Here is a 22613-nt window from a genome sequence, read left to right as displayed (position 1 = left end):
TATTCCAATGGAGAGTTCAATGAATATTCCTTCCACCTTGAAGAAGACGGGACGCGCCGCCCTTTTTGGCTCGCTCGCTCTCGCAGCGTTGGGCAGCGTCGCCGCCCTCGCGCAGGAAGCGGCTCCGGCCGCGGCTGCCGCCGCCCCGGCCGCTCCCACCCCGGTGCTCGACACCGGCAACACCGCCTGGATGCTGACTTCGACGGCGCTGGTGCTGATGATGACCATCCCCGGCCTGGCACTGTTCTACGGCGGCATGGTGCGCAAGAAGAACGTGCTTGCCACCGTCATGCAGAGCTTCGCCATCACCTGCCTGGTGACGGTGCTGTGGTTCATGTTCGGCTATTCGCTGGCCTTTTCCGACGGCGGCGGCATGAATGCCTATCTCGGGGGCTTCTCGAAGTTCTTCCATCACGGCATCACCACCTCGACGCTGTGGGCGCCGGGCGTGGCTAACATTCCTGAATTCGTCTTTTCGATGTTCCAGATGACCTTCGCCATCATCACCCCGGCCCTGATCGCCGGCGCCTTTGCCGAGCGCATGAAGTTCTCGGCCCTGCTGATCTTCATGGCGCTGTGGCTGCTGGTCGTCTATGCGCCGATCGCGCATTGGGTCTGGGGCGGCGGCTTCCTCGGCGCTGCCGGCGTGCTCGACTTCGCCGGCGGCACGGTCGTCCATATCAATGCCGGTGTCGCGGGTCTCGTCTGCGCCCTGGTCCTGGGCAAGCGCGAAGGCTACGGCACCACCAACATGGCGCCGCATAACCTGGTCTATTCCGTGATCGGCGCTTCGCTGCTGTGGGTCGGCTGGTTCGGCTTCAACGCCGGTTCGGAACTCGCCGCCGACGGCCTCGCCGGTGCCGCGATGCTCAACACCCAGGTTGCCACCGCGGCAGCGGCGCTGGCCTGGATGTTCGCCGAATGGATCGTCGCCAAGAAGCCCTCGGTGCTCGGCATCATCTCCGGCGCCGTCGCCGGCCTTGTCGCGGTGACGCCGGCTTCCGGCTTCGTCAACCCGACGGGCGCCTTCATCGTCGGCATCGTCGCCGGCGTCGTCTGCTACATCTCGGCGGTCAAGGTAAAGCACATGTTCGGCTATGACGACTCGCTCGATGCCTTCGGTGTCCATGGCGTCGGCGGCGTGGTCGGCGCATTGCTGACCGGCGTGCTCGCCGACCCGGCAATCAACAGCCTGTCCTCGGGCGCGTCGATCGGCAAGCAGCTCTACGGCATCGTCTTCACCATCCTGTGGACGGCAATCGCCACCTTCGTCATCCTCTACATCGTCAAGGCGCTCGTCGGCCTGCGTCCATCGACCCAGGAAGAGGTCGAGGGTCTCGACATCAGCCAGCACGGCGAAGTGGTGCCGTAAGGCCTCTTTGCCATGGGACCGGCGGACCTCCTCCCGCCGGTCCCATCTCTTTCTGTAATCGCGTACGGAAAACCGCTGCACGTCTTCTGGAACTTGAAATCCCGTCGTGACGCTCCGCAAGGTGCTCACGCCTTGAGGCCCGGATCGCTCCGGGCCTCTTTTTTGGAGCCCGTTTGATTGAACGAGCGCAATCACGTTCGCGTGATTGAGATTTTCGAGGAAACATCGGACGTCTTGGCATCGAACTCCCGGGCACGACCACTGTTCGGCGGTCGTTGCAAACAATAGGGAAGGAAACTATCCAATGAACGTCAAGAATATCTGTCTCGGCGCGCTCGCTCTTTCCATGGTCAGCGGCATGGCATTTGCCGGGGCTCTCGACGAACCCGACAATATGGCCCCGTTCTTCACCGATTCCAGCATGAAAACCATGAAGCCGATGGCGGAATTCAAGACCGCTTTCATGGCCATGCCAATGGAAAAGCAGGATGCGATGAAGAAGGAATGCCAGGACGCGGCGATGAGCAAGCCGCATGCCGAGTTCTGCGCCAACGTCCAGGCGCTCGGCGGAGCCAACTGAGACCGCGGCGGATCAGGCCCACCGAGCCTGGTCACCCTGCCGTTGCCGATGCAGAAATGGCGGGCCGTGAGGCTCGCCATTGTTATTTGCGGCAGGCGGCTGGGGCCCTTGCCATGGTTAATGCGGCCTTAACCTTCCCACGCATAGTCTGGCAGCCAAATCTGCCGAAGTGCGTCACGCGCTCGGGCCAGGCAATCACTGACGGGGAAGAGCATGCGTTCAGGGGCTTCAGCACCGCTCGCGCTGACCGATACGGGGCACGGCATCCAGGCATTCGCGCGACGCCAGGTCGGCCGGCTTGTCGGCGCCGGCATGTTCGCGTTCACCGCTTTCGGCGTCGCCAGCCTGGCCACCTGGAATGTCGCCGACCCGAGCTTCTCGCACGCCACAGCCAACACCGTCACCAATGCCATGGGCTATGCGGGTGCTGTCTTCTCCGACATCGCCATGCAGTTCTTCGGCCTTGCCGCCGTGGCGGCGCTGGTTCCGGCCGTGATCTGGGGATATCTGCTGTTTTCGGCGCGTGGCGTCGACAGGCTGCCCAGGCGCGGTCTGTTCTGGTTCGGCTTTGCCCTGCTGGCCGCCGCGATCGCCGGTTGCGTGGTGCCGCCCAAGACCTGGCCGCTGCCGACCGGGCTCGGCGGCGTGTTCGGCGACATGGTACTGAAGATTCCGGGCGTTGTCATCGGTGGCTATCCGACCGGGCTGGTGGCCAGCGTGCTCGCCATTCTGATGGCCGGTCCGGCGCTATGGCTATTCGCCTACGGTTCGGCGCTGATCGCACGCAAGAACGGTTTCGCCGTCATGGAGGAACCGGCCGCCGCCGATCCGCGTGAGGATGAGCTGCTGTTCGACAATGACGAGGATGAAGGCGACGAAGGCATACTGGCGCTCGGCGCAATGACCCATTGGTGGCTTTCGTTCCGCGCGTGGATGCACCGCCGCGCCGTGCGCCGCAGGCAGCGGCGGGACGAATTCGAGCCGGGAATGGAGCCGCGCGCCAGCGCCTGGCGGCGTGCCGCCGAACGAGTCGAATCGGCCGAGTTCGCCGAGCAGCGGATGAGCCCGGATGGCCGTGCCCGCGTCGAACCGGAATTCTTCGCCGCCATGGTCAACGACCGCAGCGTTTCCGTCGATCCGGACGATGACGTCTTCGACGATCGCTTCGACACCGGCGATGACGATGTCGATTTCGACGATGAACCCCTCGTCCAGCGTCGCGCGGCTTCCACCGCCAAAGTCCAGCCGTTCCGCTCGGATGCCGCCACGCGCGTTGAAGCGCCGGCGCCGCGCCCGGCTCCGGGTGCGCGCGTCCAGCGCGAGGCGCAGACCTCGTTGATCGGCTCGGAAAAATTCGAGATGCCGTCGCTGCATTTCCTGTCCGAACCGAAGAACGTCGCGCGCGACCCGAGCCTCTCGAAAGACGCGCTGGAACAGAACGCCCGCCTGCTCGAAGGCGTGCTGGAGGATTTCGGCGTCAAGGGCGAGATCATCCATGTCCGCCCCGGCCCCGTCGTCACGCTCTATGAGCTGGAGCCTGCGCCAGGCATCAAATCATCGCGCGTCATCGGCCTCTCCGACGACATCGCCCGCTCGATGAGCGCCATCGCCTGCCGCGTCGCCGTGGTGCCGGGCCGCAACGCCATCGGCATCGAATTGCCGAACGCCAAGCGCGAGACGGTGTATCTCAGGGAAATCATGGCCAGCCGCGATTTCGAGACCACCAAGGCCAAGCTGGCGCTGGCGCTGGGCAAGACCATCAACGGCGAGGCGGTCATCGTCGATATCGCCAAGATGCCGCACGTCTTGGTCGCCGGCACCACCGGCTCGGGCAAGTCGGTCGCCATCAACACCATGATCCTGTCGCTGCTCTACCGGCTGACGCCGCAGGAATGCCGGCTGATCATGATCGATCCCAAGATGCTGGAGCTCTCGGTCTATGACGGCATCCCGCACCTTTTGACGCCTGTCGTCACCGACCCGAAGAAGGCGGTGGTTGCGCTGAAATGGACCGTGCGGGAGATGGAAGACCGCTACCGCAAGATGTCGAAGGTCGGCGTGCGCAATATCGACGGTTTCAACGCACGCGTCCAACAGGCGGAGAAGAAGGGCGAAAAGATCTCGCGCACGGTGCAGACCGGCTTCGACCGCCAGACCGGCGAGGCGATCTACGAGACCGAGAATCTCGACCTCGAGCCGATGCCCTACATCGTCGTCATCATCGACGAAATGGCCGATCTGATGATGGTTGCCGGCAAGGACATCGAGGGTGCCGTCCAGCGCCTGGCGCAGATGGCGCGCGCCGCCGGCATCCATGTCATCATGGCGACGCAACGTCCGTCTGTCGACGTGATCACCGGTACCATCAAGGCCAACTTCCCCACCCGCATCTCCTTCCAGGTGACGTCGAAGATTGACAGCCGCACCATCTTGGGCGAGCAAGGCGCCGAGCAGCTGCTCGGCATGGGCGACATGCTCTACATGGCCGGCGGCGGCCGCATCCAGCGCGTGCACGGCCCGTTCGTCTCCGACGACGAGGTCGAGAAGATCGTCGCGCATCTGAAGCTGCAGGGCGTGCCGGAATATCTCGACGCCATCACCGAGGACGATGATGAGGACGAGGACGAGCCCTCCGGCAAGGGCAGTTCGGGCGGCGGCGGCGGCAATTTCGAGGATTCCGATGATCCTTACGACCAGGCGGTGTCCGTGGTGTTGCGCGACGGCAAGGCCTCGACCAGCTACATCCAGCGGCGTCTGGGCATCGGCTACAACCGCGCCGCTTCGATCATCGAGAAGATGGAAAAAGAAGGCATTGTCGGCCCCGCCAACCATGCCGGAAAACGCGAGATCCTGGTGCCGACCGAAGAGGACAAATTCTGATCGCGACAAATACCGGCGGCAACTTTGAACCTTCTGGCGCGTTCAAGCGGTCAAGCAGTGTTCGCCGTCAAACTTCAGCCCAACTGGGGGTTCAGGACAACAACAAATCAGGATTCAAGATGAGAGTGACCGACATGAAAAACGATCTTTCCGCGCTCGGCGATCTTGCCCCGACGCGCCGTCAGCTGCTTGGCCTCGGCCTGGTGCTCGCGGGCGCTGCCGCCCTCAACGTGGTGCCCGGATTCGAGCTGCTGGCATCCGCGCAGGCGGCCGTGCCGGCGGCCGCGCAGAAGATCGCCGATCATTTTTCCTCGGTTAAGTCGATGAGCGGCGAATTCGTGCAGTTCGGCCCCAAGGGCGAACAGACCGGCGGCAAGTTCTTCCTGGAAAGACCGGGCAAGATCCGCTTCAATTATGACGGATCCTCGAATTTCCGGGTGATTTCGGACGGCAAGTCGGTGGTCATCCTCAACAAGAAACTGAACACGTCCGATCTCTATCCCTTGTCGAAGACGCCGCTGAAACTGTTGCTCGACGACCGGATCGACCTCTCCGGGAACCGCGTCAAGAGCGTCAAGGAAGAGGACGATCTCACCACCATCCAGCTCTCGGACAAGTCGGTGTTCGGCAATGCGCGTATCACCATGATGTTCGATCCGAAGACCTATGATCTGCGCCAATGGACGATCACCGATGCGCAGGGCAAGGACACCACGGTGATGATCTTCAACACCAAGGAAGGCGTCAGCTTCGCTCCCGACACGTTTGCCATCGACTATACGGCCAATCGCGAGCTGAATACGAAAACCAGATAGCTTTCCTCGCGCTGGCGAAGCCTTCGTGCAGTTTCGGCGGCGCGGCGCCGACCTCAGCAACTGCTGCAATGCTTGTCTTTATGGCGCGGGGCTGGCAGTAGTTCGGCGATCTTTCGCCGGACCCGCCAAATGCCCTTTTCCATCGCCACCTGGAACATAAATTCCGTTCGCCTGCGCATGCCGATCATCGAGCGCCTGCTCGATGAATACGCACCCGATGTGCTTTGCCTGCAGGAAACAAAAGTTCCCGACGAGCTGTTCCCCGAAAAGGCCTTCCGCAGGCTCGGCTACGGGCACATCGCCTTTCACGGTCAGAAGGGCTATCACGGCGTGGCGACGGTCGCGCGCCGGCCGATCGCGGTGGTCGAGAAGCGCCGCTTCTGCGACATCGACGACAGCCGGCATTTGTCGGTGACCGTGCGGGCCGGCGGCAAGACGATCCTGCTGCACAATTTCTACGTTCCGGCGGGCGGTGACGAACCGGACCCGGAAGTCAACCGCAAATTCAGGCACAAGCTCGATTTCGTCGCCGAGATGAACGCAATCCGCGCCGAACACAGCGAAGTGTCCGCCTCGGTCCTGGTCGGCGACCTCAACATCGCGCCGCTCGAACACGATGTCTGGTCGCATAAGCAACTGCTCAACGTGGTCAGCCATACGCCGGTCGAGACGGAGAGTTTCGAGGCCATGCGGCTGGCCGGCGACTGGGTCGACCTGATGCGGCTCAACGTGCCATCAGAACAGAAGCTCTACACCTGGTGGAGCTACCGCGCGCAGGACTGGGAGGCATCCAACCGCGGCCGGCGGCTTGACCATGTCTGGTCGTCACCGAACCTGGTGCCTGATTTCACCGGCTACGAAATCCTGCGGGCGGCGCGTGGCTGGGAACGCCCCTCGGACCATGTTCCGGTCATCGCGCGGTTCAACCTGGACTGATCAGCCGGGCCGGCGCTTTTCCCACTCCGGCGACAATTGCGTCAAGCCGCTCGGTCGCCATGATGAAGGGCAGGTCATTTTCGGTGGCGCGAACCAGCCGGAACTCCACCTGTCTCTCCCGTTCACTCGGAAAAGCGCGGCGCCAGCTTCTCGATGCGGTGGATCATTGCCTGAAGGTCTTCCAGGATGCGCTGGTGGAGCTGTGCCGCCAAATCCGGATATTCCTCCAGGATGCGGCGGAACATCTTTCGGCTGAGCCGGATCACCTCCGAATCGACCGCGGCCGATGCGCTGGTCAGCCGGTTGGTGTCGGCGATCAGCGCCAGTTCGCTCAGCATGGTGCCGGGGCCGGCCGTGCCGATAGGGATGCGTCCGCCTGTCTGCTCGCGGTAGAGCACGATCTCTCCGCTGACCACGATATAGGCCGAATCAGCCATATCGTCCTCGCGATAGAGCTTGTGGTCTGCCTGCAGCAGCATGGTCTCGGCGCCGAAGGCGAGCAGGCGCAATTGTTCCTGCGTGAAGCCCTCGAAAAGCCTCACGGCTGACAGGATGCGGATGTCGTCATCCAGCGCCATCTAGCTGTGTCCCCGAACGGTCAGTCCAATCCCTCCTCTGCGGTGCGATCCAGAATCCCGCTCCAACAGGATCGCACCCAAAAGCAGCCCCGCCCAGACCGCTTATTGGATAATAAAATGTTTAAGGAACCAGCTTGTAGCCACCGCTTTCTGTCACAAGAATTTCCGCATTGGAAGGATCGCGCTCAATCTTCTGGCGCAGGCGATACACATGGGTTTCCAGCGTGTGCGTGGTAACGCCGGAATTGTAGCCCCACACCTCCTCGAGCAGCACGTCGCGCGTCACCACCTTCTGGTCGGCGCGGTAGAGATATTTGATGATCGAGGCCTCCTTCTCCGTCAGCCGCACCTTTGCGCCGCGCGGGTCGATCAGCAGCTTCTGGCTTGGCTTGAAGGTGTAGGGGCCGACCGAGAAGGTGGCGTCCTCGCTTTGCTCGTGCTGGCGCAGCTGCGCGCGGATGCGCGCCAACAGCACCGCGAAGCGGAACGGCTTCGTCACGTAGTCGTTGGCGCCGGCTTCGAGGCCGAGGATCGTGTCCGAATCGGTGTCGTGGCCGGTCAGCATGATGATGGGCGCCTTGTAGCCGCCCTTGCGCAGGATCTTCACCGCTTCGCGGCCGTCCATGTCGGGCAGGCCGACATCCATGATCAGCAGGTCGATGAGGCCGCCACGCGCCGCGGCGACGCCTTTTGCCGCAGTGGACTCCTGCAGCACGTCGAATTCCTCATAAAGGGACAATTGCTCGACCAACGTGCCGCGCAGGTCGTCATCGTCGTCGACGATCAGGATGGTTCGTGAAGTCATGGATCAATCCGTTGTTTTGAAAAGAAAATTCAGTTGACCGCTGCCTGTTTATGCGGAAGCTGACCGGCACAACAGCCGATCACAGTGATTTGTTCCGTGGCACGATCATACAAGAAAAAACACGATCGCAATGCAGCCGGCGCAATTTTGCGAAAAGGACTGCGGGTGCTGACCGTGCGGGCAAGGCCCGGCCGTCCCAGCCAGGGGCTGCTGCAGGCGGGCAGAACGGTGTTTGCCTGCGCGCTGGGGCGTGGCGGCATCTCGGCGGGCAAGCGCGAAGGCGACGGCGCCACGCCGCTTGGCCAAATGCGGATCCTGTCGGGTTATTTCCGGGGAGACCACTTCTCCAGCGGCCGCATCACCCGGCTGGCGATGACGCCGATCGGGCCTGATCTCGGCTGGTGCGAAGTGCCCGACGACCGAAACTATAACAGGCCGGTCAAGATCCCCTACGGCGCCAGCCACGAACGCATGCGGCGCGACGACAGGCTCTATGATGCCTGCCTTGTGCTCGACTGGAATATAACGCCGCGCCGCCGCGGACGCGGCAGCGCCATCTTCTTCCACCTGGCGCGCCCGGGCTTCACGCCCACGCAAGGCTGCGTCGCGGTGACCGCACGCACGATGGCGCGCCTTTTGCCGCTGCTGTCGGACCGGACGGTGGTGAGGGTGGTAAGGTAGGGAATGGTGTAGGGAATAGGCAGTAGGCAGTAGGATTCTCTTTCTATTGCCTACTCCTAATTCCTATTCCCTTTCCTTACCTGCCAGCCGATGTCGAGCAGGCCCAGCCGGCCGAGTTCGCGGTCCATGGCGCGGGAGACGTCTTTGCGCGTGGCGCCAACATCGCGCAACTGGCGATCCGACAGGTCCTCGATGTCGTCCTGCGGCAGGCTTGCCGCGACCTTGGCCTGGCGGAGCCAGTCGAACGCGGCGGTCAGCCAGTTCAGCCGGCTCGCGGGAGCTCTCAAAGCTATGTGAGACATGATACGGTTCCTTCCATCCGGACATAAAATCCGGTTTGATATTGGTTCGATGGTCGCATCATGCCCGATTGAAAGATTGGAGAGAAACGAGTAGTTCTTTCCGGATTATCAAGTTTTCTTTGAGGATCAGGACGCCATGACCGCGTCTGTTCTGGGGCCACGCTGATGGCCCGCCTGGTGCCGGGAACCCGGGCGCTGAGGACGCTGGAGGCAGCGGCCCGGCATCTCAATTTCACCCGGGCCGCCGACGAACTCGGCCTGACACCAGCCGCCGTCAGCCACCAGATCAAGGAGATCGAAGACCAGCTCGGCATCGTCCTGTTCACGCGCTCCAGCCGCAGCATCCGGCTGACGGAGGCCGGAACGGTGCTGTTCGAGGCCTCTGCCGATGCGCTCGACCTGCTTGGCAAGGCCGTCTCGCGGGCACAGAAGATGACGCGCGGCACGACGCTGCTGAAAGTGACGCTCGACGCCCAATTCGCGACGAAATGGCTGATGCGGCGGGTCGAGGATTTTCGAAAAAAACATGAAGGCATCGAACTCAGGTTCGACATCGCCTACGGATTGCGGGATTTCGACCTTGACGATGTCGATGTCGGCATCCGCTTCGGCGCCGGCAGATATCCGGGACTTTGCGCGCATCGGCTGTTCGACAACGTCATCATCCCGGTATGCAGCCCGAGCCTGCTGGCGTCAGGTCCGCCGCTGCGCGAACCGCGCGATCTCTTCCATCACACGCTTGCCCATATCGAATGGGCGCGTCAGGGCGTGACCTGGCCGAACTGGCGCATGTGGATGGCGGCAGCCGGCGTCGACGATTTCGACGACAGCCGCACCATCGTTTTCGGCACCTCGGCCGACGCGGTCCAGGCGGCGATGGAGGGCAGCGCCGTGGCGCTCGCCGATTTCGCCATGGTGGCCAACGACCTTTCCGAAGGCAGGTTGGTGCGGCCTTTCGAACTCGGCATCAAGGTCGCGCCGGAATTCGCCTATTTCCTGGTCTATCCCAAGGAACTGGTGAACGATCCGCGCATCGTTGCCTTTCGCACGTGGATTCTGGAGGAAATGGCAAAATCCCAAACCGCGGACCGGGTGTAGCGGAGGCCTTCAACTCGCTGCGGCGCCGAACCAGCCGACCACGGCGCCGACGATCAACAGCACGCCAAGCCAGTGGCCGCCGTCGATGATGGTCAGGTCCCAGCCGAAATTCTCGTAGCGATGATTGACCGACAGCGTGGTTGCGACGAAGCCGAGCCAAAGCACGAAACCGAAGACCAGTCCCGCCAGCAATGTCGGCTCGCCGCCAGTCACCGCGCCGACGACCAGGGCCATCACAAGCGCCATGACCAACTCGGCGATGAAAGAGATGAGAAACGGCAGCAACGATTTCTTCATGGTCGCCGGATCGAGTTTTGCAGCCTTCAGCCATGGCTTACTCAAACCGGTGTACCAGCCGGCGCCGAACAGCCACGCCAGGATTGCGGCGACGATCACCGCCAGCCAGTTAACCGCTGAAAAATCCATGATATCCCCCTCTGATACGGAGCTCATGGAAACGCCTGTTCAGTGGCGGCGTCAAGCCGGGCGCGCGGTGCTCCACCGCCAGACGGTGGTGCGTTTGATCTCGGCATCCTCGAGCGCCCGCGTCACCGGCACCTGGTAGACGCCAAGCGGTTCCAACCCCGACCGCGGCAGATAGGAGCGGCCGGGATCGCCGATCAGGATATCGGCGCCGCGCCGCTTCAGAGCCGCGAACCAGGGCGTCAGCCGGTCTGCGAACGGCTTGTCGTAGAAGACATCGCCGGCAAGAACCACGTCCCAGTCCGCATCCGTTCCGACGCAGTCATTCTGGACGAATTCGACCGCGACGCCATTGGCTTGCGCATTGAGGCGGACCGCCGTGGCGCAGAACGGGTCGATGTCGGCGGCGGTCACCCCTGCCGCGCCGGCTTTGGCTGCGGCGATGGCGACGAGACCGGAGCCGGAGGCGAAGTCGAGCACGCGCTTGCCCCGCACCATGGCCGGATTGTCGATGATATGGCGGGCAAGCCCCTGGCCGCCGGCCCAGGCAAAGGCCCAGAAAGGCGGCGGCAGCCCGATCTCGACCAGCTCGTCCTCCGTCCGCTGCCACAGATCATGCGCCTCGTCGGCAAGATACAGCGCAATCTCGGGCACATGCGGCGGCGCCATCAGCGCCGTATTGTCGAGGATGAAGCGTTCGGCGCTATGGCTCGTGAGAACCGTCACGGAGCCGGCGTCAGGCCACCCATGCGGCAGACTTCCTTCCATTCGGCCGGCGTCACCGGCTGCACGGAAAGCCGTCCGAGCCGCACCAGCGCCATGTCGGCGAGCTTGGGATTGGCCTTGACCTGCTCCAGCGTCGGCGGGTTCGGCACATCCTTGAAGGCGCGGATGTCGACGCATTCCCAGCGCGGATCGTCCGATGTGGTGTCGGGATGAGCCAGTGCGCACACTTCGGCGATGCCGACCACGTTCAGCCCCTCGTTGGAGTGGTAGAAGAAGCCGAGATCACCGATCTGCATGGCCTTCATGTTGTTGCGCGCCGCATAGTTGCGCACGCCGTCCCATTGCGTGCCTGCCTTGCCCTTGGCCTTCAACGCCTCGAACGAGAAGACCGAGGGTTCGGATTTGAACAGCCAGTAGTTCATTCGTATTGCTCCTCCAGCCCTGTACCGCTTAATTAGCCGCCGGCTTGTTGAAGGTCCAGTTCCACTGGCGGACCTCGACGCTTTCGAACAGTCCCGCCTTGGCATAGGGATCGGCTGCCGACAGCGCCTGCGCGCCTGCCATGTCAGGCGCTTCGACGACGACGAGGCTGCCGTTGGACTTGCCGTCGGCGTCGAGGAACGGACCGGCGAAGGCCAGCTTCTTGTCGCTGTTCAGCCCTTCGAGAAAAGCGAGGTGCTCCGGCCGCGTATCGATGCGCACTTGCATGCTTCCGGGCTTGTCCTTGCAAATCAACGCGAACAACATGTCTCTGTCTCCTGATGCTGGAATCAATCGTCGGTTTCGGTCTTCAGCGGCCGGGTCATCAAGGCCGCCACAGCCTGCCGGATGGTGATGGTGCCGTCCAGTATGGCGGCGACTGCGGCGATGATAGGCGCGTCGATGCCGCGCTCGGTGGCGATGCGGGCGGCGATCGCCGCCGTCGGCACGCCTTCCGCCAGCGGCAGCCCGCCAAGCGGCTTGCCCTGGCCGAGCGCCAGTCCGTAGGCGAAGTTGCGCGATTGCGTGGACGAGCAGGTGAGCAGCAGGTCGCCAAGGCCGGAAAGCCCCATCAACGTCTCGGGTCTGGCGCCGAAGGCGGCACCGATGCGGCGCAGTTCGACGAAGCCGCGCGTCACCATGGCGGCCTGGGCACTGGCGCCAAGCCCGGCGCCAGTGACGGCACCCGCGGCGATGGCGAAGACGTTCTTCAAGGCGCCGCCGATCTCGACGCCGATCAAATCATCATTCGAATAGCAGCGCAGATTTTCCGCCGAGAAGCGCGCGGCAAGCTTGGCCGCCAGCGCCTCGTCCCGGGCGGCAACCACCACCGCCGTCGGCAAGCCCCGGGCAACGTCCGTGGCGAAGCTCGGACCGGACAGGGCGGCGACCGGATTCCCAGGCAGGATTTCCCCGACGATCGCCGACAGCAAGGCGCCGGTATCGCGCTCGATGCCCTTGGCGCATAGCACCAGCGGGACACCGGCCGGCATATGGCCGTTGGCGTGAGCAAGCATCGCCCGCAACGATTGCGCCGGCGTCACCGCCAGCACGCAATCGGCACCGTCGAGCGCGGCTTGGATGTTGCTCGTCGCCACGATGCCGGCCTGGAGCGCGATGCCAGGCAGATAGCGTCGATTTTCGCCGTGATCGATCGCGGCGACGGTCTCCGGGTCGCGCGCATAAAGGCGGACGAAATGGCCGGCGCGCAGCATAGCCAGCGCCAGAGCGGTACCCCAGGCCCCGCCACCGAGCACGGCAACGCGCCAGCCGGTTGGCGCGGTCTCGATGCCGCTCCTGCCCTCCTTGCTCCTGCCCTCCGTGTTCATGCCTTGGCCCCGCGCCGGCCCGAGCCGATCATCGGCGCGGAGATGCTGTCCAGCGGCCAGCGCGAGCGCGGCACGAAATCGAAGCCGTTTTCTTGCGCCAGGCCTTCGCGCATCCGCTCGATGCCGGCCCAGGCGATCATTGCCGCATTGTCGGTGCAAAGTTTCAGCGGTGGCGCGACGAAGGCGAAGCGCGCCTCGGCGCACAGCCGTTCCAGCGTCGCCTTGATCGTATGGTTGGCGGCGACACCGCCGGCGACGACCAGCGCCGGCGCGGCCGTGTCGGGGAATTCCCGGCGGAACCGGGCGAGCGCGCGCGAGACACGGTCGCCCAGCGCGTCGGCCACCGCCGCCTGGAAGGACGCGCAGATGTCGGCGACGTCCCGGTCGCTCAAGGGCTCGATAGCGCTCGCCGCCTGGCGCACGGCGGTCTTCAGGCCGGAGAACGAAAAATCGGGCTGCGCCGATCCCTTCATCGGACGCGGGAAGGCAAAACGACCCGCATCGCCCGATGCCGCCGCCTTCTCGACATTGGGACCGCCGGGATAGGGCAGGCCAAGCATCTTGGCCGTCTTGTCGAATGCTTCGCCGAGCGCGTCGTCGATGGTCGTCGCCCAGCGCTGGTAGTCGCCGACACCGCGCACGGCCAGGATCTGTGTGTGGCCGCCGGAGACCAGCAGCAGGAGATAGGGAAAGTCGAGCCCATCGGTCAGCCGCGCCGTCAAGGCATGGCCTTCGAGATGGTTGACGGCGATCAGCGGCTTGCCGGTTGCGGCCGCGATCGCCTTGGCCGTCATCAGCCCGACGATGAGGCCCCCGACGAGGCCCGGACCTGCGGTCGCGGCGATGGCGTCGATGTCGGCCAGCGCCACGCCCGAATCGGCAAGGGCTGCCTCGACAATGCCGTCCAGCGCCTCGACATGGGCGCGCGCGGCGATCTCCGGCACAACCCCGCCGAAGGCGGCATGCTCCTCGATCTGCGACAGCACGATATTGGACAGGATTTTGGGCGCGGCATCGCCCTCCAACGCCACGACGCTGGCGGCGGTCTCGTCACAACTCGTTTCAATGCCCAGAACGCGGATCAATTGGTCGCTGTCCCCAAGGATTGTGTATCGGGGCATTCCCCGGTAGGAGACGCCCGGAAAAGGCGACTTCGCTTGCCGGGGGGTTATCACGGACCGCGCGCCATGCAAACAATCTTGAAGATCGGAACACGCGGCAGCCCGCTGGCGCTGGCGCAGGCGCAGGAAACCCAGGCGCGGCTTATGGCGGCGCATGGTTTGCCGCAAGAAGCGTTCGAAATCGTCGTCATCTCGACCAGCGGCGACCGCATCCAGGACCGGCCGCTGTCGGAAGCTGGCGGCAAGGGCCTGTTCACCAAGGAGATCGAGGAGGCGCTGCTCGCCCGCGCGATCGACATTGCCGTGCATTCCTCTAAGGACATGCCGACGCAGTTGCCCGACGGCCTGGAGCTCTCAGCCTTTTTGCCGCGTGAGGACGCACGCGACGCCTTTGTCGGCAGGGCGGCTAAGACGATTGCAGACCTGCCGCGTGGCGCCAAAGTCGGCTCGTCGTCGCTCAGGCGGCAGGCGCTGATCCGCCGCATGCGGCCGGATCTCGACGTGGTGATGTTTCGTGGCAATGTGCAGACGCGGCTGCGCAAGCTCGATGAAGGCGTTGCCGCCGGCACCATCCTCGCCCATGCCGGGCTGAAGCGGCTCGGGCTCGGCCACGTGGTCACCGATCTGATCCCGCTCGACATCTTTCCGCCGGCGCCGGGCCAAGGCGCGATCGGCATCGAAACCCGCATAGGCGATGGCGACGTCGAACAGATGCTGGCGGCCATCCACGACCTGCCGACCGGACAGGCGCTGGCTTGCGAGCGCGCTTTCCTGGCGGCCCTCGACGGCTCCTGCCGCACGCCGATTGCCGGTCATGCCGTGATAGACGGCGCGGACCTTTCTTTCGCGGGATTGATCATCTCGCCTGATGGCACGCAGTCGCACATGGTCGAGATGAAAGGCCTGGCGCTGGATGCCGCCCGCATCGGTGAAGAGGCGGCAAGGACGGTGCGGGCCAGGGCCGGCGAGACATTCTTCGACGGCTGGGCCTGACGGTGCAGCGCGTTCTGGTGACGCGGCCTCAACCGGGCGCCTCCCGCACCGCGCGAATGCTCAAGGACATGGGGTTTCTACCGCTGCTTTTGCCGCTGACCGAGACGGTGGCCTTGCCGATCGATACGGACCTCGTCATCGGCAATGCCGTGGCCGTTGCGGTGACCAGCGCCAATGGCGTGCGCTTTGCGCCTAAGGAGGTCGTCGCCCGGCTTTCGGACTTGCCTTGCCATGCCGTCGGCAAGAGGACCGCGCAAGCCGCGCGTGAAGCAGGATTTTTGTCCGTCAGCGAAGGTCCCGGCAATGCCGAAGGTCTTGCTGGCAGTCTTGCCGGCGAATTCCAGGGCAAGACCATTGTCTATCTCTGCGGACGCGTGCGCTTCCCGGCATTCGAGCAGCGGCTGCAAGCTGCCGACGTCGGGGTCCGCCCCGTCGAGACATACGACACGCTCGCCGTGACCTATTCGGACGAGGCCGTGCTTGCCCGTCTGTCGGGGCAAACCGCGGATGCGGTGCTGCTCTATTCCGCCAGGGCGGCTGCTGCGCTGCAGGCCTTGGTCAGGCGGCCTGCGCTGCATGAAGCCTTTGACAAGACGCGGGTTTTTGCCCTGTCGCATCGCATCGCCGCCGTCCTTGGCGACGTCGCTGGCGACCGCATCCACATAGCCGCGCGGCCCGACGAGGGTGCGCTGCTTTCGCTTTTGCGGCCCGGGTCCTGAGCCGCGTCATCACACCGCCCCTTTTCACCGCTTGGTGATGTGCTAGACCCTCTTTGAACCATCCCCAAGCGAATTTGCGGAGCCCAAGCATGGTCAAGACGCCGAAGATGCGACATTCGAAAAGCCGCCGCGAGCCGGTGACCATCGAACTTGAGCCCGGCGCCGTTTCCCGCATCGCCGACGAGAATGCCGCCAGGGCCGGGGCGCAAACCGACGAGGCCAAGGCGGAGGAAGCCGCGAACGCCTCGCGGCCGGAGGCGCCCGAAGAGCCTGTGCACGCCGACCAGACCGATCTAGAACCCTGGGAGCACGCCGAGGCGACAGCGCCCCGATCGGAACGATCCGCGGAAAGCGCCGCCAAGGCGGACGAACCGGCGGCAGCCTACCCCGGTTCCCGGGACGACGCCGCTGGCAAGGCCGGCGCCTTCGACTACAGTTTCGAGGACACATCGGCGAAGCGCGCCGAACCTAAACCGGCCGGGCCAGTGACCGGCGCCTCGGCGGGGAACGGGAAAACCGCATCCGCACCGCCACCGCCGAAGCGGGTCAATGGCATCGCGGCCGGCATCATCGGCGGTGTCATCGCACTGGTCGGCGCCGGCGGATTGCAGTTCGCCGGCCTGCTCGGCGCGCCGGGGTCCGCTCCCAGCGTCTCGCTCGAAGGCGTCAACGGCGAAATCGCCGCGCTCAGAACCGAGATCGCGGATCTGAGGCAAGCCGGCGACGGCGGTGCGTCGGCCAAGGTCGACGGGTTGTCCGCGGCGTTGGATCAGGTCAGGACGGATGTCGCGGCGCTCAAATCGGCGGTCGAGCAAGGCGGAGCGGGCGACAATGCCGGGCTGGCCGCGCTTGGCGACAAGGTCAGGCAGATCGAGACGGCGGTTGCGGCGCTAGGCAAGGCCGGCAACCCGGCTCCAGTGGATCTCGGTCTACTCAATGAAAGGCTGGCCGGCCTCGATGCGCTGGTCAAATCGGCCGGCGAGTCGGCGGCGAAGCAGGACGGCCGGCTCACCGCGCTGGAGCAGTCGGTGGCGCAGCTTTCCGGCAAGGTCGAGGCGCAGGCCGGACAGCCGAAGGTTGCGCTCGCCATCGCCGCTTCGGCACTGAAGGCGGCGCTCGACCGGGGCGCGCCGTTTGGTGCCGAGCTTGAGACCTTCGCCGCGATCGCGCCGGACGCACCGCAGCTTGCGGCTCTGCGTGCCTACGCGCAAAAGGGCGTCCAGACCCGCACCGAGATCGCATCGCAGATGGATGCCGCCGCCAACGCCATGGTCGCGGCGGCCACACCCGTCGACGAAAATGCCGGGCTGCTGCAGAACCTTCTGTCGAGCGCCGAATCGTTGGTCAAGGTCCGGCCGATCGGCGCCGTCCAGGGCGCCGGCGCGCCGGAAACCATTGCGCGCATGGAGGTGGCGGTCAATCAGGGCGACTATGCCAAGGCGCTTACCGAATATGAGACGCTGCCCGCGCCTGCAAAGGCGGCCGGCGCCGATTTTGCCGGCAAGCTGAAGGCACGCATCGAGGTCGAGACGCTGATCGATGCGCTGATATCAGGCGCGATGAAGGCGTGAGGAACTGGCGATGATCCGAATCCTGCTCTTCCTCGCCGCCGTCTTCGCGCTGGGCCTGGGCTTTGCCTGGCTGGCGGACCGGCCGGGTGACATGGTCATCACCTTCAACGGCTACCAGTATCAGGTCAGCCTGATGGTGGCGGCGGTGGCGGTGGTTGCTGTCGTCGCGGCGGTGATGATCCTGTGGTGGCTGATCAAGTCGGTCTGGAACAGCCCCTACACCATTTCGCGCTATTTCCGGGTGCGGCGGCGCGACCGCGGTTATCAGGCGCTGTCGACCGGCATGATCGCCGCCGGCGCCGGCGACGGCGCGCTGGCCCGCAAGAAGACCAAGGAAGCGGCCAAGCTGATCCGCTCCGACCAGGAGCCATTGATCCATCTGCTCGAGGCCCAGGCTTCGCTGCTCGAAGGCGACCACGAAGGCGCGCGCCAGAAATTCGAGAGCATGCTCGACGATCCCGAAATGCGGCTGCTCGGGCTGCGCGGGCTTTATCTCGAAGCCGAGCGCCTGGGGGACCGCAATGCCGCCAGGCACTATGCCGGGCGCGCCGCCGGCATGGCGCCGCAACTGGCCTGGGCGGCCGAATCGACGCTTGAAGAGCTGACCGGGCGCGGCGACTGGGACGGCGCGCTGAAGCTGGTCGAGGCGCAGAAAGCGACCCGCCAGATCGAACGTGACGCCGCCAACCGCCGACGCGCCGTGCTGTTGACCGCCAAGGCGCAGTCACTCGCCGACAGCGATCCCGCAGCCGCCCGCACGGCGGCGATAGAGGCCAATCGGCTGCAGCCGGAGTTCGCGCCGGCCGCGGTCGCGGCTGCGACGCTGCTGTTTCGCCAAAACGACGTGCGCAAGGGCTCGAAGATCCTCGAGACGGCCTGGAGGGCCGAACCGCATCCGGAGATAGCGGAGCTCTATACCCATGCAAGGCCAGGTGACGCCGTGCTCGATCGCCTCAACCGGGCGAAGAAATTGCAGGAGATGAGGAAGAACCACGCCGAATCCTCGATGACGGTGGCGCGCGCCGCGCTCGATGCACAGGATTTTGCGACTGCCCGCCGCGAAGCCGAGGCGGCGATCCGGATGGACCGCCGCGAGGGCGCCTATCTGCTTTTGGCCGACATCGAAGAAGCCGAGACGGGCGACCAGGGCAAGGTGCGACAGCTCTTGTCCAAGGCGGTGCGGGCGCCGCGCGACCCGGCCTGGGTCGCCGACGGCGTCGTCTCGGAGCGCTGGGCGCCGGTATCGCCGGTCACCGGCCGGCTTGACGCCTTCGAGTGGCGCGCCCCGATGGAGCGTCTCGGCCAGCTGATCGACAGCCGTGACGATGCGCCGGACGCCCCGGCGGTGGCGATCGAGGCGCCGGGCAGGCCGGCGCAGGAAGAGTCGGTCGAGGTGATCGATCACGCTGGCCCGGGCGGCGAGACGGCCGGCAAGCAGGCCGAGAACGATCAGGACCACGTCAGGCCGGTGACGGCGCAGGCTTTCGCCGCGGTGCCCGCCGATGCCGAGGCCGTCGAACCGGCGCAGGAACTGGCACGCCTGCCGGACGATCCCGGCGTCGATCCGGACGATGCGGCGGAAAAGTCGCCGCGCCGGTTCCGGTTGTTTTGAGTTGGCTGGGTGGCCCGGCCGTTTGGGAATGGATCGATGTTCGAACGCGTTTTGTCGTTTCTGAGGGATTTGCCGACCGGCACCGGCGCCCGCGCCAGCGCCGATGATCCGCGCGTGGCAGCCTCGGCGCTGCTCTACCACGTGATGAGCGCCGACGGCGTGCGCCAGGACGTCGAGTGGGAACGGTTCAAGGCAGTGCTGGCGCAGGCCTATTCGGTCAGCGGCAACGAGCTCGACGCGCTGGCCGCCGCCGGCGAGCGCGCCGACAACGAGGCGATCGACCTCTATGCCTTCACCAGCGTGCTGAAGCGCCACCTCGATGCCGAAGGCCGCAAGGCTTTCATCGGCCTGATGTGGGAGATCGTCTATGCCGATGGCGAGCTGCACGAGTTGGAAGACAACACGGTCTGGCGCGTTGCCGAGCTGATCGGCGTCGAACGCCAGGATCGCATCGAGGCGCGCCGCAAGGCGGCGGCCGCGGCGCCGGGGGCCCGTGGAACGTCGAGCGACGAATAGGATCCATCCGCCGATGCCGCCGATGCCGCCGCGTTCGAAGCCGAGAATCCTGATCGTGCTGCATCAGGAGAATTCGAGCCCCGGGCGCGTCGGCCACATGCTTCTCGAAGAGGGCTTCGATCTCGACATCCGCCGCCCGCCGCTTGGCGATCCCTTGCCAGAGACGCTCGACGGCCATGCCGGGGCCGTGGTGTTCGGCGGGCCGATGAGCGCCAATGACGAGGACGAGTTCGTCCGCCGCGAGACCGAGTGGCTTGAGGTTCCGCTGCGCGAGAACCGGCCGCTGCTGGGCATCTGCCTTGGCGCGCAGATGCTGGTCAACCATTTGGGCGGCAAGGTCGAGGGGCATGGCGAAGGGCTTGTCGAGATCGGCTGGTATCCGTTGAAGGCGACGGAAGCGGGCCAGAAACTGATGCGCTGGCCGGAAATGGTCTATCAGTTCCACCGCGAAGGTTTTTCGCTGCCCAGCGACGCGACCTTGCTGGCGACCGCCGAGACCTATCCCAACCAGGCTTTCCGCTACCGCGACAATGCCTGGGGCATCCAGTTCCACGGCGAATTGACCAGGCTGATGATGCAGCGCTGGGTGGTGCGCGGCGCGCACCGCTTCGAATTGCCGGGCGCCCAGCCCGGCCGCGACCATCTCGGCGGCAGGCTGATCTGGGACATGCACCTCAAGCGCTGGCTGGACGAGTTCCTGGTGCTGATTTTCGGCGGCCGACGGCGCGGTCGCGGCACAACCATCCCCTGATGGCGGGTCGTTTAACGCCTGCTAGTTCGAAAACGTCACGCTCACGCCGCGCTGACGAAAATAAGCCTGCATCAATTTGCGGCCCGAGCGGTTGTTCTGCGCCAGTTTGGTGGGATCGAACACCGCCTGCTTCATCCCCTCTCGTGCCAGCGCTGCCTTAAGCGTCGCGATATGGGCGTCGAGATCGGCATTGTCGGCCCGCAGCGACACATAGATACTCTCGGTTGCCTCAGCCACGGTCGGTTCGCTCACAGGTATCGTCCTTTGGTTGGTCGGGCGGCGGCTTAGCACAGATTCGCAGCCCGCCGATACCGGTGGACCTGAATTCGATGCCCCGTCAGTTTCGTCCATTGAGGTGCCGCACCCTTCGGAGCGCCGGGAACAGGTAGGCCCACAGGCCGGCAACGGCGATGGCGCCGACGCCGCCGATGACGACGGCCGGCACCGTGCCGATCAGCGCCGCCATGGTAGATGTAACCGAAGCCGGCGAACAGGGTCTGCATGGTCGGCTTGTCGGTCTCGCTGCGCTGTGCCGGCCTCGGTATGGTGAAGATCAGCAGCCCGGCGACGAGCATCAGCGCCGTGGCCGTGCCATAGGCCACCTCGGCCGATACGCCGTAGAGAAGGCCGCCGGCGACCGGCCCGACGATGGTCGCCGTCTGCCAGGCCGACGAGTTCCAGGCAATGGCGTTGGCGAAATCCCGGGGCGGCACCAGATTGGCGAACAGCGACGACGAGGCCGGTCCGAAGAAGGCGCGGGCGATGCCGAACATGGCGAGCACGATGAAGATTGGCAGCGGGCCACTGATGCCGCGCAGGGTCAGGATGAGCAGCGCGAGCGCGCAGATCGCCTCGAGCAGCACCGCCAGCGCCATGATCAGCCGGCGGCCGAAACGGTCGGCAACGACCCCCGTGACCAGCACCAGGAGCAGCGCAGGCAGGAACTGGACGATGCCGACAAGCCCGAGATCGAGCGGGTCGCGGGTCAGATCGTACATCTGCCAGCCGACCGCGACGGACACGATCATGGTGGCGAATGTGGTGAGGAAGCGCGCCGCCCAATAGCTCAGGAACGAGCGATGGCGGAACGCGGCATAGCGCTGGTCCGGTGATATCTGTTCGGAGGTCATGGAACGAGGCCCCGTTAGAAGGATGGAGGCCGGCGGGGCACTTCCACGATGGACGCTGGTCCGGCCGGGGAGCCCTTTAGCCCAGTTCGACGTATGACGCGCGCAAAAAACAGGTTCTGGATCAAGGATTTTCTGACGTGTTCCATCGAACGCACACGAAACTCACCCGCCAAGACCCGGCGGGACAGGAAAGCCTATCGGGTGTCTCGAAGACCGCATGCCCCCCCCATCGTGCACGCGATAACCTTGAAAGCCGATCCGTGAGCAGCATTCTTTCGGCCTGCCCACTGGCCTGGCCGAAACCTACCAATACATTGGGGTTCTGGCGATAATGTCGAGCGTAACTCCACCCTTATATATCGTCGTCCCTTGTGAATTGGAATAATAGACCATTTTATGCTGGAATAGTCGAAAAGCGTAGGCGTTACCCAGCAATCTTTTTGCTGGAGCCTTTCTGTCAATCATATTTAAGTACTTGCTAAATCAAGCAGGGTGCTTACTGGGTTATTAAGCATTCTCAAAACAGAACTCAAGATCTGGCAATTTTCCCTTGCTAGCCGGCGACATCGGCTACAACCTATGGATACATCAACCGCGCCGGCGGATCGTTGGCATGCTTGGGCGGATGGGCGCTAGGCATGGAGAGGGAAATGGACATTCGCCAAGGCGGCTCCCGCTGGGAGCGTTCCCCTCGACTTGAGGAATTGCGACAGCCGGCAGCAAAGTCGTCGAATGCCTGGACCACAGCCCGGGCGTTTCGTGGTCCGCGAAGCTTTTGTCCTCTTCGGATCGTCCCCCGATCGACGGATGAATCGCTGCCGCCGGGGAGCGAGGAGAATAAACCGTGAAACATATAGTCTATTCGGTCATCGCCAGTGTTTTACTGGCGGTCGCCGGCTGCACCACCGACGATCAGACCATCGACACCAGGCCGCAATACGACAAGCAAGGCAATCCCAATTTCGATACGCGAGGCAGATACATTGGCTGCCATGGGATCGGATGCAAAGTCGATGACCCTGGCGATGGGGATCAAAGCATCGACGACAGGCCGCAATACGACAGGCAAGGCAATCCAAACTTCGATACGCAGGGCAACTATCAGGGGTGCAATGGCATTGGCTGCCAGGTCGATGCGCCTGACGATGACAATTCATCGGGTGACGACGATTCCGACTGACAGCCACACTCCGCAA

The 22613-nt window shown here is 64.5% G+C and carries 24 protein-coding genes and 1 pseudogene; 14 read left to right on the top strand and 11 right to left on the bottom strand.

All coding sequences use genetic code 11. The annotated features are described in order from the left end of the window. The first annotated feature begins 19 nt into the window (after positions 1–19). The 5 genes from FJ428_RS11615 to FJ428_RS11595 all read left to right on the top strand — a co-directional run bounded on the left by FJ428_RS11615 (position 20) and on the right by FJ428_RS11595 (position 6583). The gene (locus tag FJ428_RS11615; RefSeq protein WP_140492683.1) at positions 20–1372 is read left to right on the top strand and encodes an ammonium transporter; all 1353 of its coding nucleotides are present in this window, start codon (positions 20–22) and stop codon (positions 1370–1372) included. A gap of 304 nt (positions 1373–1676) precedes the next feature. Continuing rightward, complete coding sequence (locus FJ428_RS11610) at positions 1677–1952, top strand: hypothetical protein (RefSeq protein ID WP_140513949.1); 276 nt, start codon at positions 1677–1679, stop codon at positions 1950–1952. Between the two features lie 213 nt (positions 1953–2165). Further along, a complete protein-coding gene (locus FJ428_RS11605; protein WP_140559260.1) occupies positions 2166–4832 on the top strand; it encodes a DNA translocase FtsK in 2667 nt (888 codons plus the stop codon). Between the two features lie 134 nt (positions 4833–4966). Beyond that, a complete protein-coding gene (locus tag FJ428_RS11600; RefSeq protein WP_140513951.1) occupies positions 4967–5647 on the top strand; it encodes an outer membrane lipoprotein carrier protein LolA in 681 nt (226 codons plus the stop codon). 129 nt (positions 5648–5776) lie between these two features. Beyond that, positions 5777–6583, top strand: coding sequence for an exodeoxyribonuclease III (locus tag FJ428_RS11595; protein ID WP_140492674.1), 807 nt, complete (start codon positions 5777–5779; stop codon positions 6581–6583). Between the two features lie 122 nt (positions 6584–6705). On the opposite strand, the gene FJ428_RS11585 is transcribed toward FJ428_RS11595, so the two are convergent. Beyond that, positions 6706–7161 (bottom strand): cyclic nucleotide-binding domain-containing protein, encoded by a 456-nt coding sequence (locus tag FJ428_RS11585; RefSeq protein WP_140879466.1) that lies wholly within the window; start codon positions 7159–7161, stop codon positions 6706–6708. A gap of 121 nt (positions 7162–7282) precedes the next feature. Further along, positions 7283–7966, bottom strand: coding sequence for a response regulator transcription factor (locus tag FJ428_RS11580; RefSeq protein WP_091576052.1), 684 nt, complete (start codon positions 7964–7966; stop codon positions 7283–7285). 144 nt (positions 7967–8110) lie between these two features. Here FJ428_RS11580 and FJ428_RS11575 point away from each other — a divergent pair, with 144 nt between their 5' ends. Continuing rightward, complete coding sequence (locus tag FJ428_RS11575) at positions 8111–8647, top strand: L,D-transpeptidase (protein WP_181165209.1); 537 nt, start codon at positions 8111–8113, stop codon at positions 8645–8647. Between the two features lie 56 nt (positions 8648–8703). Here FJ428_RS11575 and FJ428_RS11570 read toward each other — a convergent pair whose 3' ends face one another. Next, a complete protein-coding gene (locus tag FJ428_RS11570; RefSeq protein ID WP_140554835.1) occupies positions 8704–8949 on the bottom strand; it encodes a hypothetical protein in 246 nt (81 codons plus the stop codon). Between the two features lie 165 nt (positions 8950–9114). Between FJ428_RS11570 and gcvA the strand changes: the two genes are divergently transcribed. Further along, on the top strand, positions 9115–10047 hold the full coding sequence (gene gcvA, locus FJ428_RS11565; protein WP_140492662.1) for a transcriptional regulator GcvA: 933 nt from the start codon (positions 9115–9117) through the stop codon (positions 10045–10047). 9 nt (positions 10048–10056) lie between these two features. On the opposite strand, the gene FJ428_RS11560 is transcribed toward gcvA, so the two are convergent. From FJ428_RS11560 to tsaD, 6 genes are read right to left on the bottom strand one after another with little or no spacing between them, the layout of a single operon-like run. Beyond that, complete coding sequence (locus FJ428_RS11560; RefSeq protein WP_140513953.1) at positions 10057–10473, bottom strand: DUF1761 domain-containing protein; 417 nt, start codon at positions 10471–10473, stop codon at positions 10057–10059. 51 nt (positions 10474–10524) lie between these two features. Beyond that, complete coding sequence (locus FJ428_RS11555) at positions 10525–11196, bottom strand: methyltransferase (protein ID WP_140513954.1); 672 nt, start codon at positions 11194–11196, stop codon at positions 10525–10527. After that, positions 11193–11618 (bottom strand): EVE domain-containing protein, encoded by a 426-nt coding sequence (locus FJ428_RS11550; RefSeq protein ID WP_140492656.1) that lies wholly within the window; start codon positions 11616–11618, stop codon positions 11193–11195. Before FJ428_RS11550 ends, FJ428_RS11555 begins: the two co-directional genes overlap by 4 nt. Before the next feature lie 28 nt (positions 11619–11646). Next, a complete protein-coding gene (locus FJ428_RS11545) occupies positions 11647–11943 on the bottom strand; it encodes a YciI-like protein (protein ID WP_140554833.1) in 297 nt (98 codons plus the stop codon). A gap of 23 nt (positions 11944–11966) precedes the next feature. Then, positions 11967–13004 (bottom strand): NAD(P)H-dependent glycerol-3-phosphate dehydrogenase, encoded by a 1038-nt coding sequence (locus tag FJ428_RS11540; RefSeq protein WP_140625409.1) that lies wholly within the window; start codon positions 13002–13004, stop codon positions 11967–11969. Beyond that, on the bottom strand, positions 13001–14086 hold the full coding sequence (tsaD, locus tag FJ428_RS11535; RefSeq protein WP_181167281.1) for a tRNA (adenosine(37)-N6)-threonylcarbamoyltransferase complex transferase subunit TsaD: 1086 nt from the start codon (positions 14084–14086) through the stop codon (positions 13001–13003). The genes FJ428_RS11540 and tsaD overlap by 4 nt, the downstream gene beginning before the upstream one ends. 105 nt (positions 14087–14191) lie before the next feature. On the opposite strand from tsaD, the gene hemC reads away from it, so the two are divergent. From hemC to FJ428_RS11505, 6 genes are all read left to right on the top strand, one after another. Continuing rightward, on the top strand, positions 14192–15118 hold the full coding sequence (gene hemC / locus FJ428_RS11530) for a hydroxymethylbilane synthase (RefSeq protein ID WP_140879465.1): 927 nt from the start codon (positions 14192–14194) through the stop codon (positions 15116–15118). Positions 15119–15120: 2 nt separating this feature from the next. Then, complete coding sequence (locus FJ428_RS11525) at positions 15121–15837, top strand: uroporphyrinogen-III synthase (RefSeq protein ID WP_140513959.1); 717 nt, start codon at positions 15121–15123, stop codon at positions 15835–15837. Between the two features lie 89 nt (positions 15838–15926). Next, complete coding sequence (locus FJ428_RS11520) at positions 15927–17408, top strand: mitofilin family membrane protein (RefSeq protein WP_140816388.1); 1482 nt, start codon at positions 15927–15929, stop codon at positions 17406–17408. Positions 17409–17418: 10 nt separating this feature from the next. Next, positions 17419–19020 carry a heme biosynthesis protein HemY gene (locus FJ428_RS11515; RefSeq protein WP_140816390.1) on the top strand — a complete coding sequence of 534 codons (1602 nt, stop codon included), beginning with the start codon at positions 17419–17421 and terminating at the stop codon, positions 19018–19020. Between the two features lie 36 nt (positions 19021–19056). After that, a complete protein-coding gene (locus FJ428_RS11510) occupies positions 19057–19536 on the top strand; it encodes a TerB family tellurite resistance protein (protein ID WP_140492633.1) in 480 nt (159 codons plus the stop codon). A gap of 22 nt (positions 19537–19558) precedes the next feature. Further along, a complete protein-coding gene (locus tag FJ428_RS11505; RefSeq protein WP_140492630.1) occupies positions 19559–20287 on the top strand; it encodes a glutamine amidotransferase in 729 nt (242 codons plus the stop codon). 21 nt (positions 20288–20308) lie between these two features. Here FJ428_RS11505 and FJ428_RS11500 read toward each other — a convergent pair whose 3' ends face one another. Together FJ428_RS11500 and FJ428_RS11495 are read right to left on the bottom strand one after the other, a co-directional pair. Further along, the gene (locus FJ428_RS11500) at positions 20309–20539 is read right to left on the bottom strand and encodes a hypothetical protein (protein WP_140492627.1); all 231 of its coding nucleotides are present in this window, start codon (positions 20537–20539) and stop codon (positions 20309–20311) included. An 85-nt stretch (positions 20540–20624) separates the two neighbouring features. Beyond that, positions 20625–21417 (bottom strand): annotated as a pseudogene (locus FJ428_RS11495) (MFS transporter). 844 nt (positions 21418–22261) lie between these two features. On the opposite strand from FJ428_RS11495, the gene FJ428_RS11490 reads away from it, so the two are divergent. Beyond that, positions 22262–22597, top strand: coding sequence for a hypothetical protein (locus FJ428_RS11490; protein ID WP_140625404.1), 336 nt, complete (start codon positions 22262–22264; stop codon positions 22595–22597). Positions 22598–22613: the final 16 nt, after the last annotated feature.

The sequence above is a fragment of the Mesorhizobium sp. B2-8-1 genome (assembly GCF_006440955.1).
In the GTDB taxonomy this organism is placed as follows: domain Bacteria; phylum Pseudomonadota; class Alphaproteobacteria; order Rhizobiales; family Rhizobiaceae; genus Mesorhizobium.
This window is presented reverse-complemented; position numbering and strand designations above follow the sequence as displayed.

Bases quoted from the DNA above. Each gene is read 5' to 3' on its own strand.
- FJ428_RS11615 (WP_140492683.1), top strand. From the start codon at position 20: ATGAATATTCCTTCCACCTTGAAGAAGACGGGACGCGCCGCCCTTTTT.
- FJ428_RS11610 (WP_140513949.1), top strand. From the start codon at position 1,677: ATGAACGTCAAGAATATCTGTCTCGGCGCGCTCGCTCTTTCCATGGTC.
- FJ428_RS11605 (WP_140559260.1), top strand. From the start codon at position 2,166: ATGCGTTCAGGGGCTTCAGCACCGCTCGCGCTGACCGATACGGGGCAC.
- FJ428_RS11600 (WP_140513951.1), top strand. From the start codon at position 4,967: ATGAAAAACGATCTTTCCGCGCTCGGCGATCTTGCCCCGACGCGCCGT.
- FJ428_RS11595 (WP_140492674.1), top strand. From the start codon at position 5,777: ATGCCCTTTTCCATCGCCACCTGGAACATAAATTCCGTTCGCCTGCGC.
- FJ428_RS11585 (WP_140879466.1), bottom strand. From the start codon at position 7,161: ATGGCGCTGGATGACGACATCCGCATCCTGTCAGCCGTGAGGCTTTTC.
- FJ428_RS11580 (WP_091576052.1), bottom strand. From the start codon at position 7,966: ATGACTTCACGAACCATCCTGATCGTCGACGACGATGACGACCTGCGC.
- FJ428_RS11570 (WP_140554835.1), bottom strand. From the start codon at position 8,949: ATGTCTCACATAGCTTTGAGAGCTCCCGCGAGCCGGCTGAACTGGCTG.
- gcvA (WP_140492662.1), top strand. From the start codon at position 9,115: ATGGCCCGCCTGGTGCCGGGAACCCGGGCGCTGAGGACGCTGGAGGCA.
- FJ428_RS11560 (WP_140513953.1), bottom strand. From the start codon at position 10,473: ATGGATTTTTCAGCGGTTAACTGGCTGGCGGTGATCGTCGCCGCAATC.
- FJ428_RS11550 (WP_140492656.1), bottom strand. From the start codon at position 11,618: ATGAACTACTGGCTGTTCAAATCCGAACCCTCGGTCTTCTCGTTCGAG.
- FJ428_RS11545 (WP_140554833.1), bottom strand. From the start codon at position 11,943: ATGTTGTTCGCGTTGATTTGCAAGGACAAGCCCGGAAGCATGCAAGTG.
- FJ428_RS11540 (WP_140625409.1), bottom strand. From the start codon at position 13,004: ATGAACACGGAGGGCAGGAGCAAGGAGGGCAGGAGCGGCATCGAGACC.
- hemC (WP_140879465.1), top strand. From the start codon at position 14,192: ATGCAAACAATCTTGAAGATCGGAACACGCGGCAGCCCGCTGGCGCTG.
- FJ428_RS11520 (WP_140816388.1), top strand. From the start codon at position 15,927: ATGGTCAAGACGCCGAAGATGCGACATTCGAAAAGCCGCCGCGAGCCG.
- FJ428_RS11515 (WP_140816390.1), top strand. From the start codon at position 17,419: ATGATCCGAATCCTGCTCTTCCTCGCCGCCGTCTTCGCGCTGGGCCTG.
- FJ428_RS11510 (WP_140492633.1), top strand. From the start codon at position 19,057: ATGTTCGAACGCGTTTTGTCGTTTCTGAGGGATTTGCCGACCGGCACC.
- FJ428_RS11505 (WP_140492630.1), top strand. From the start codon at position 19,559: ATGCCGCCGCGTTCGAAGCCGAGAATCCTGATCGTGCTGCATCAGGAG.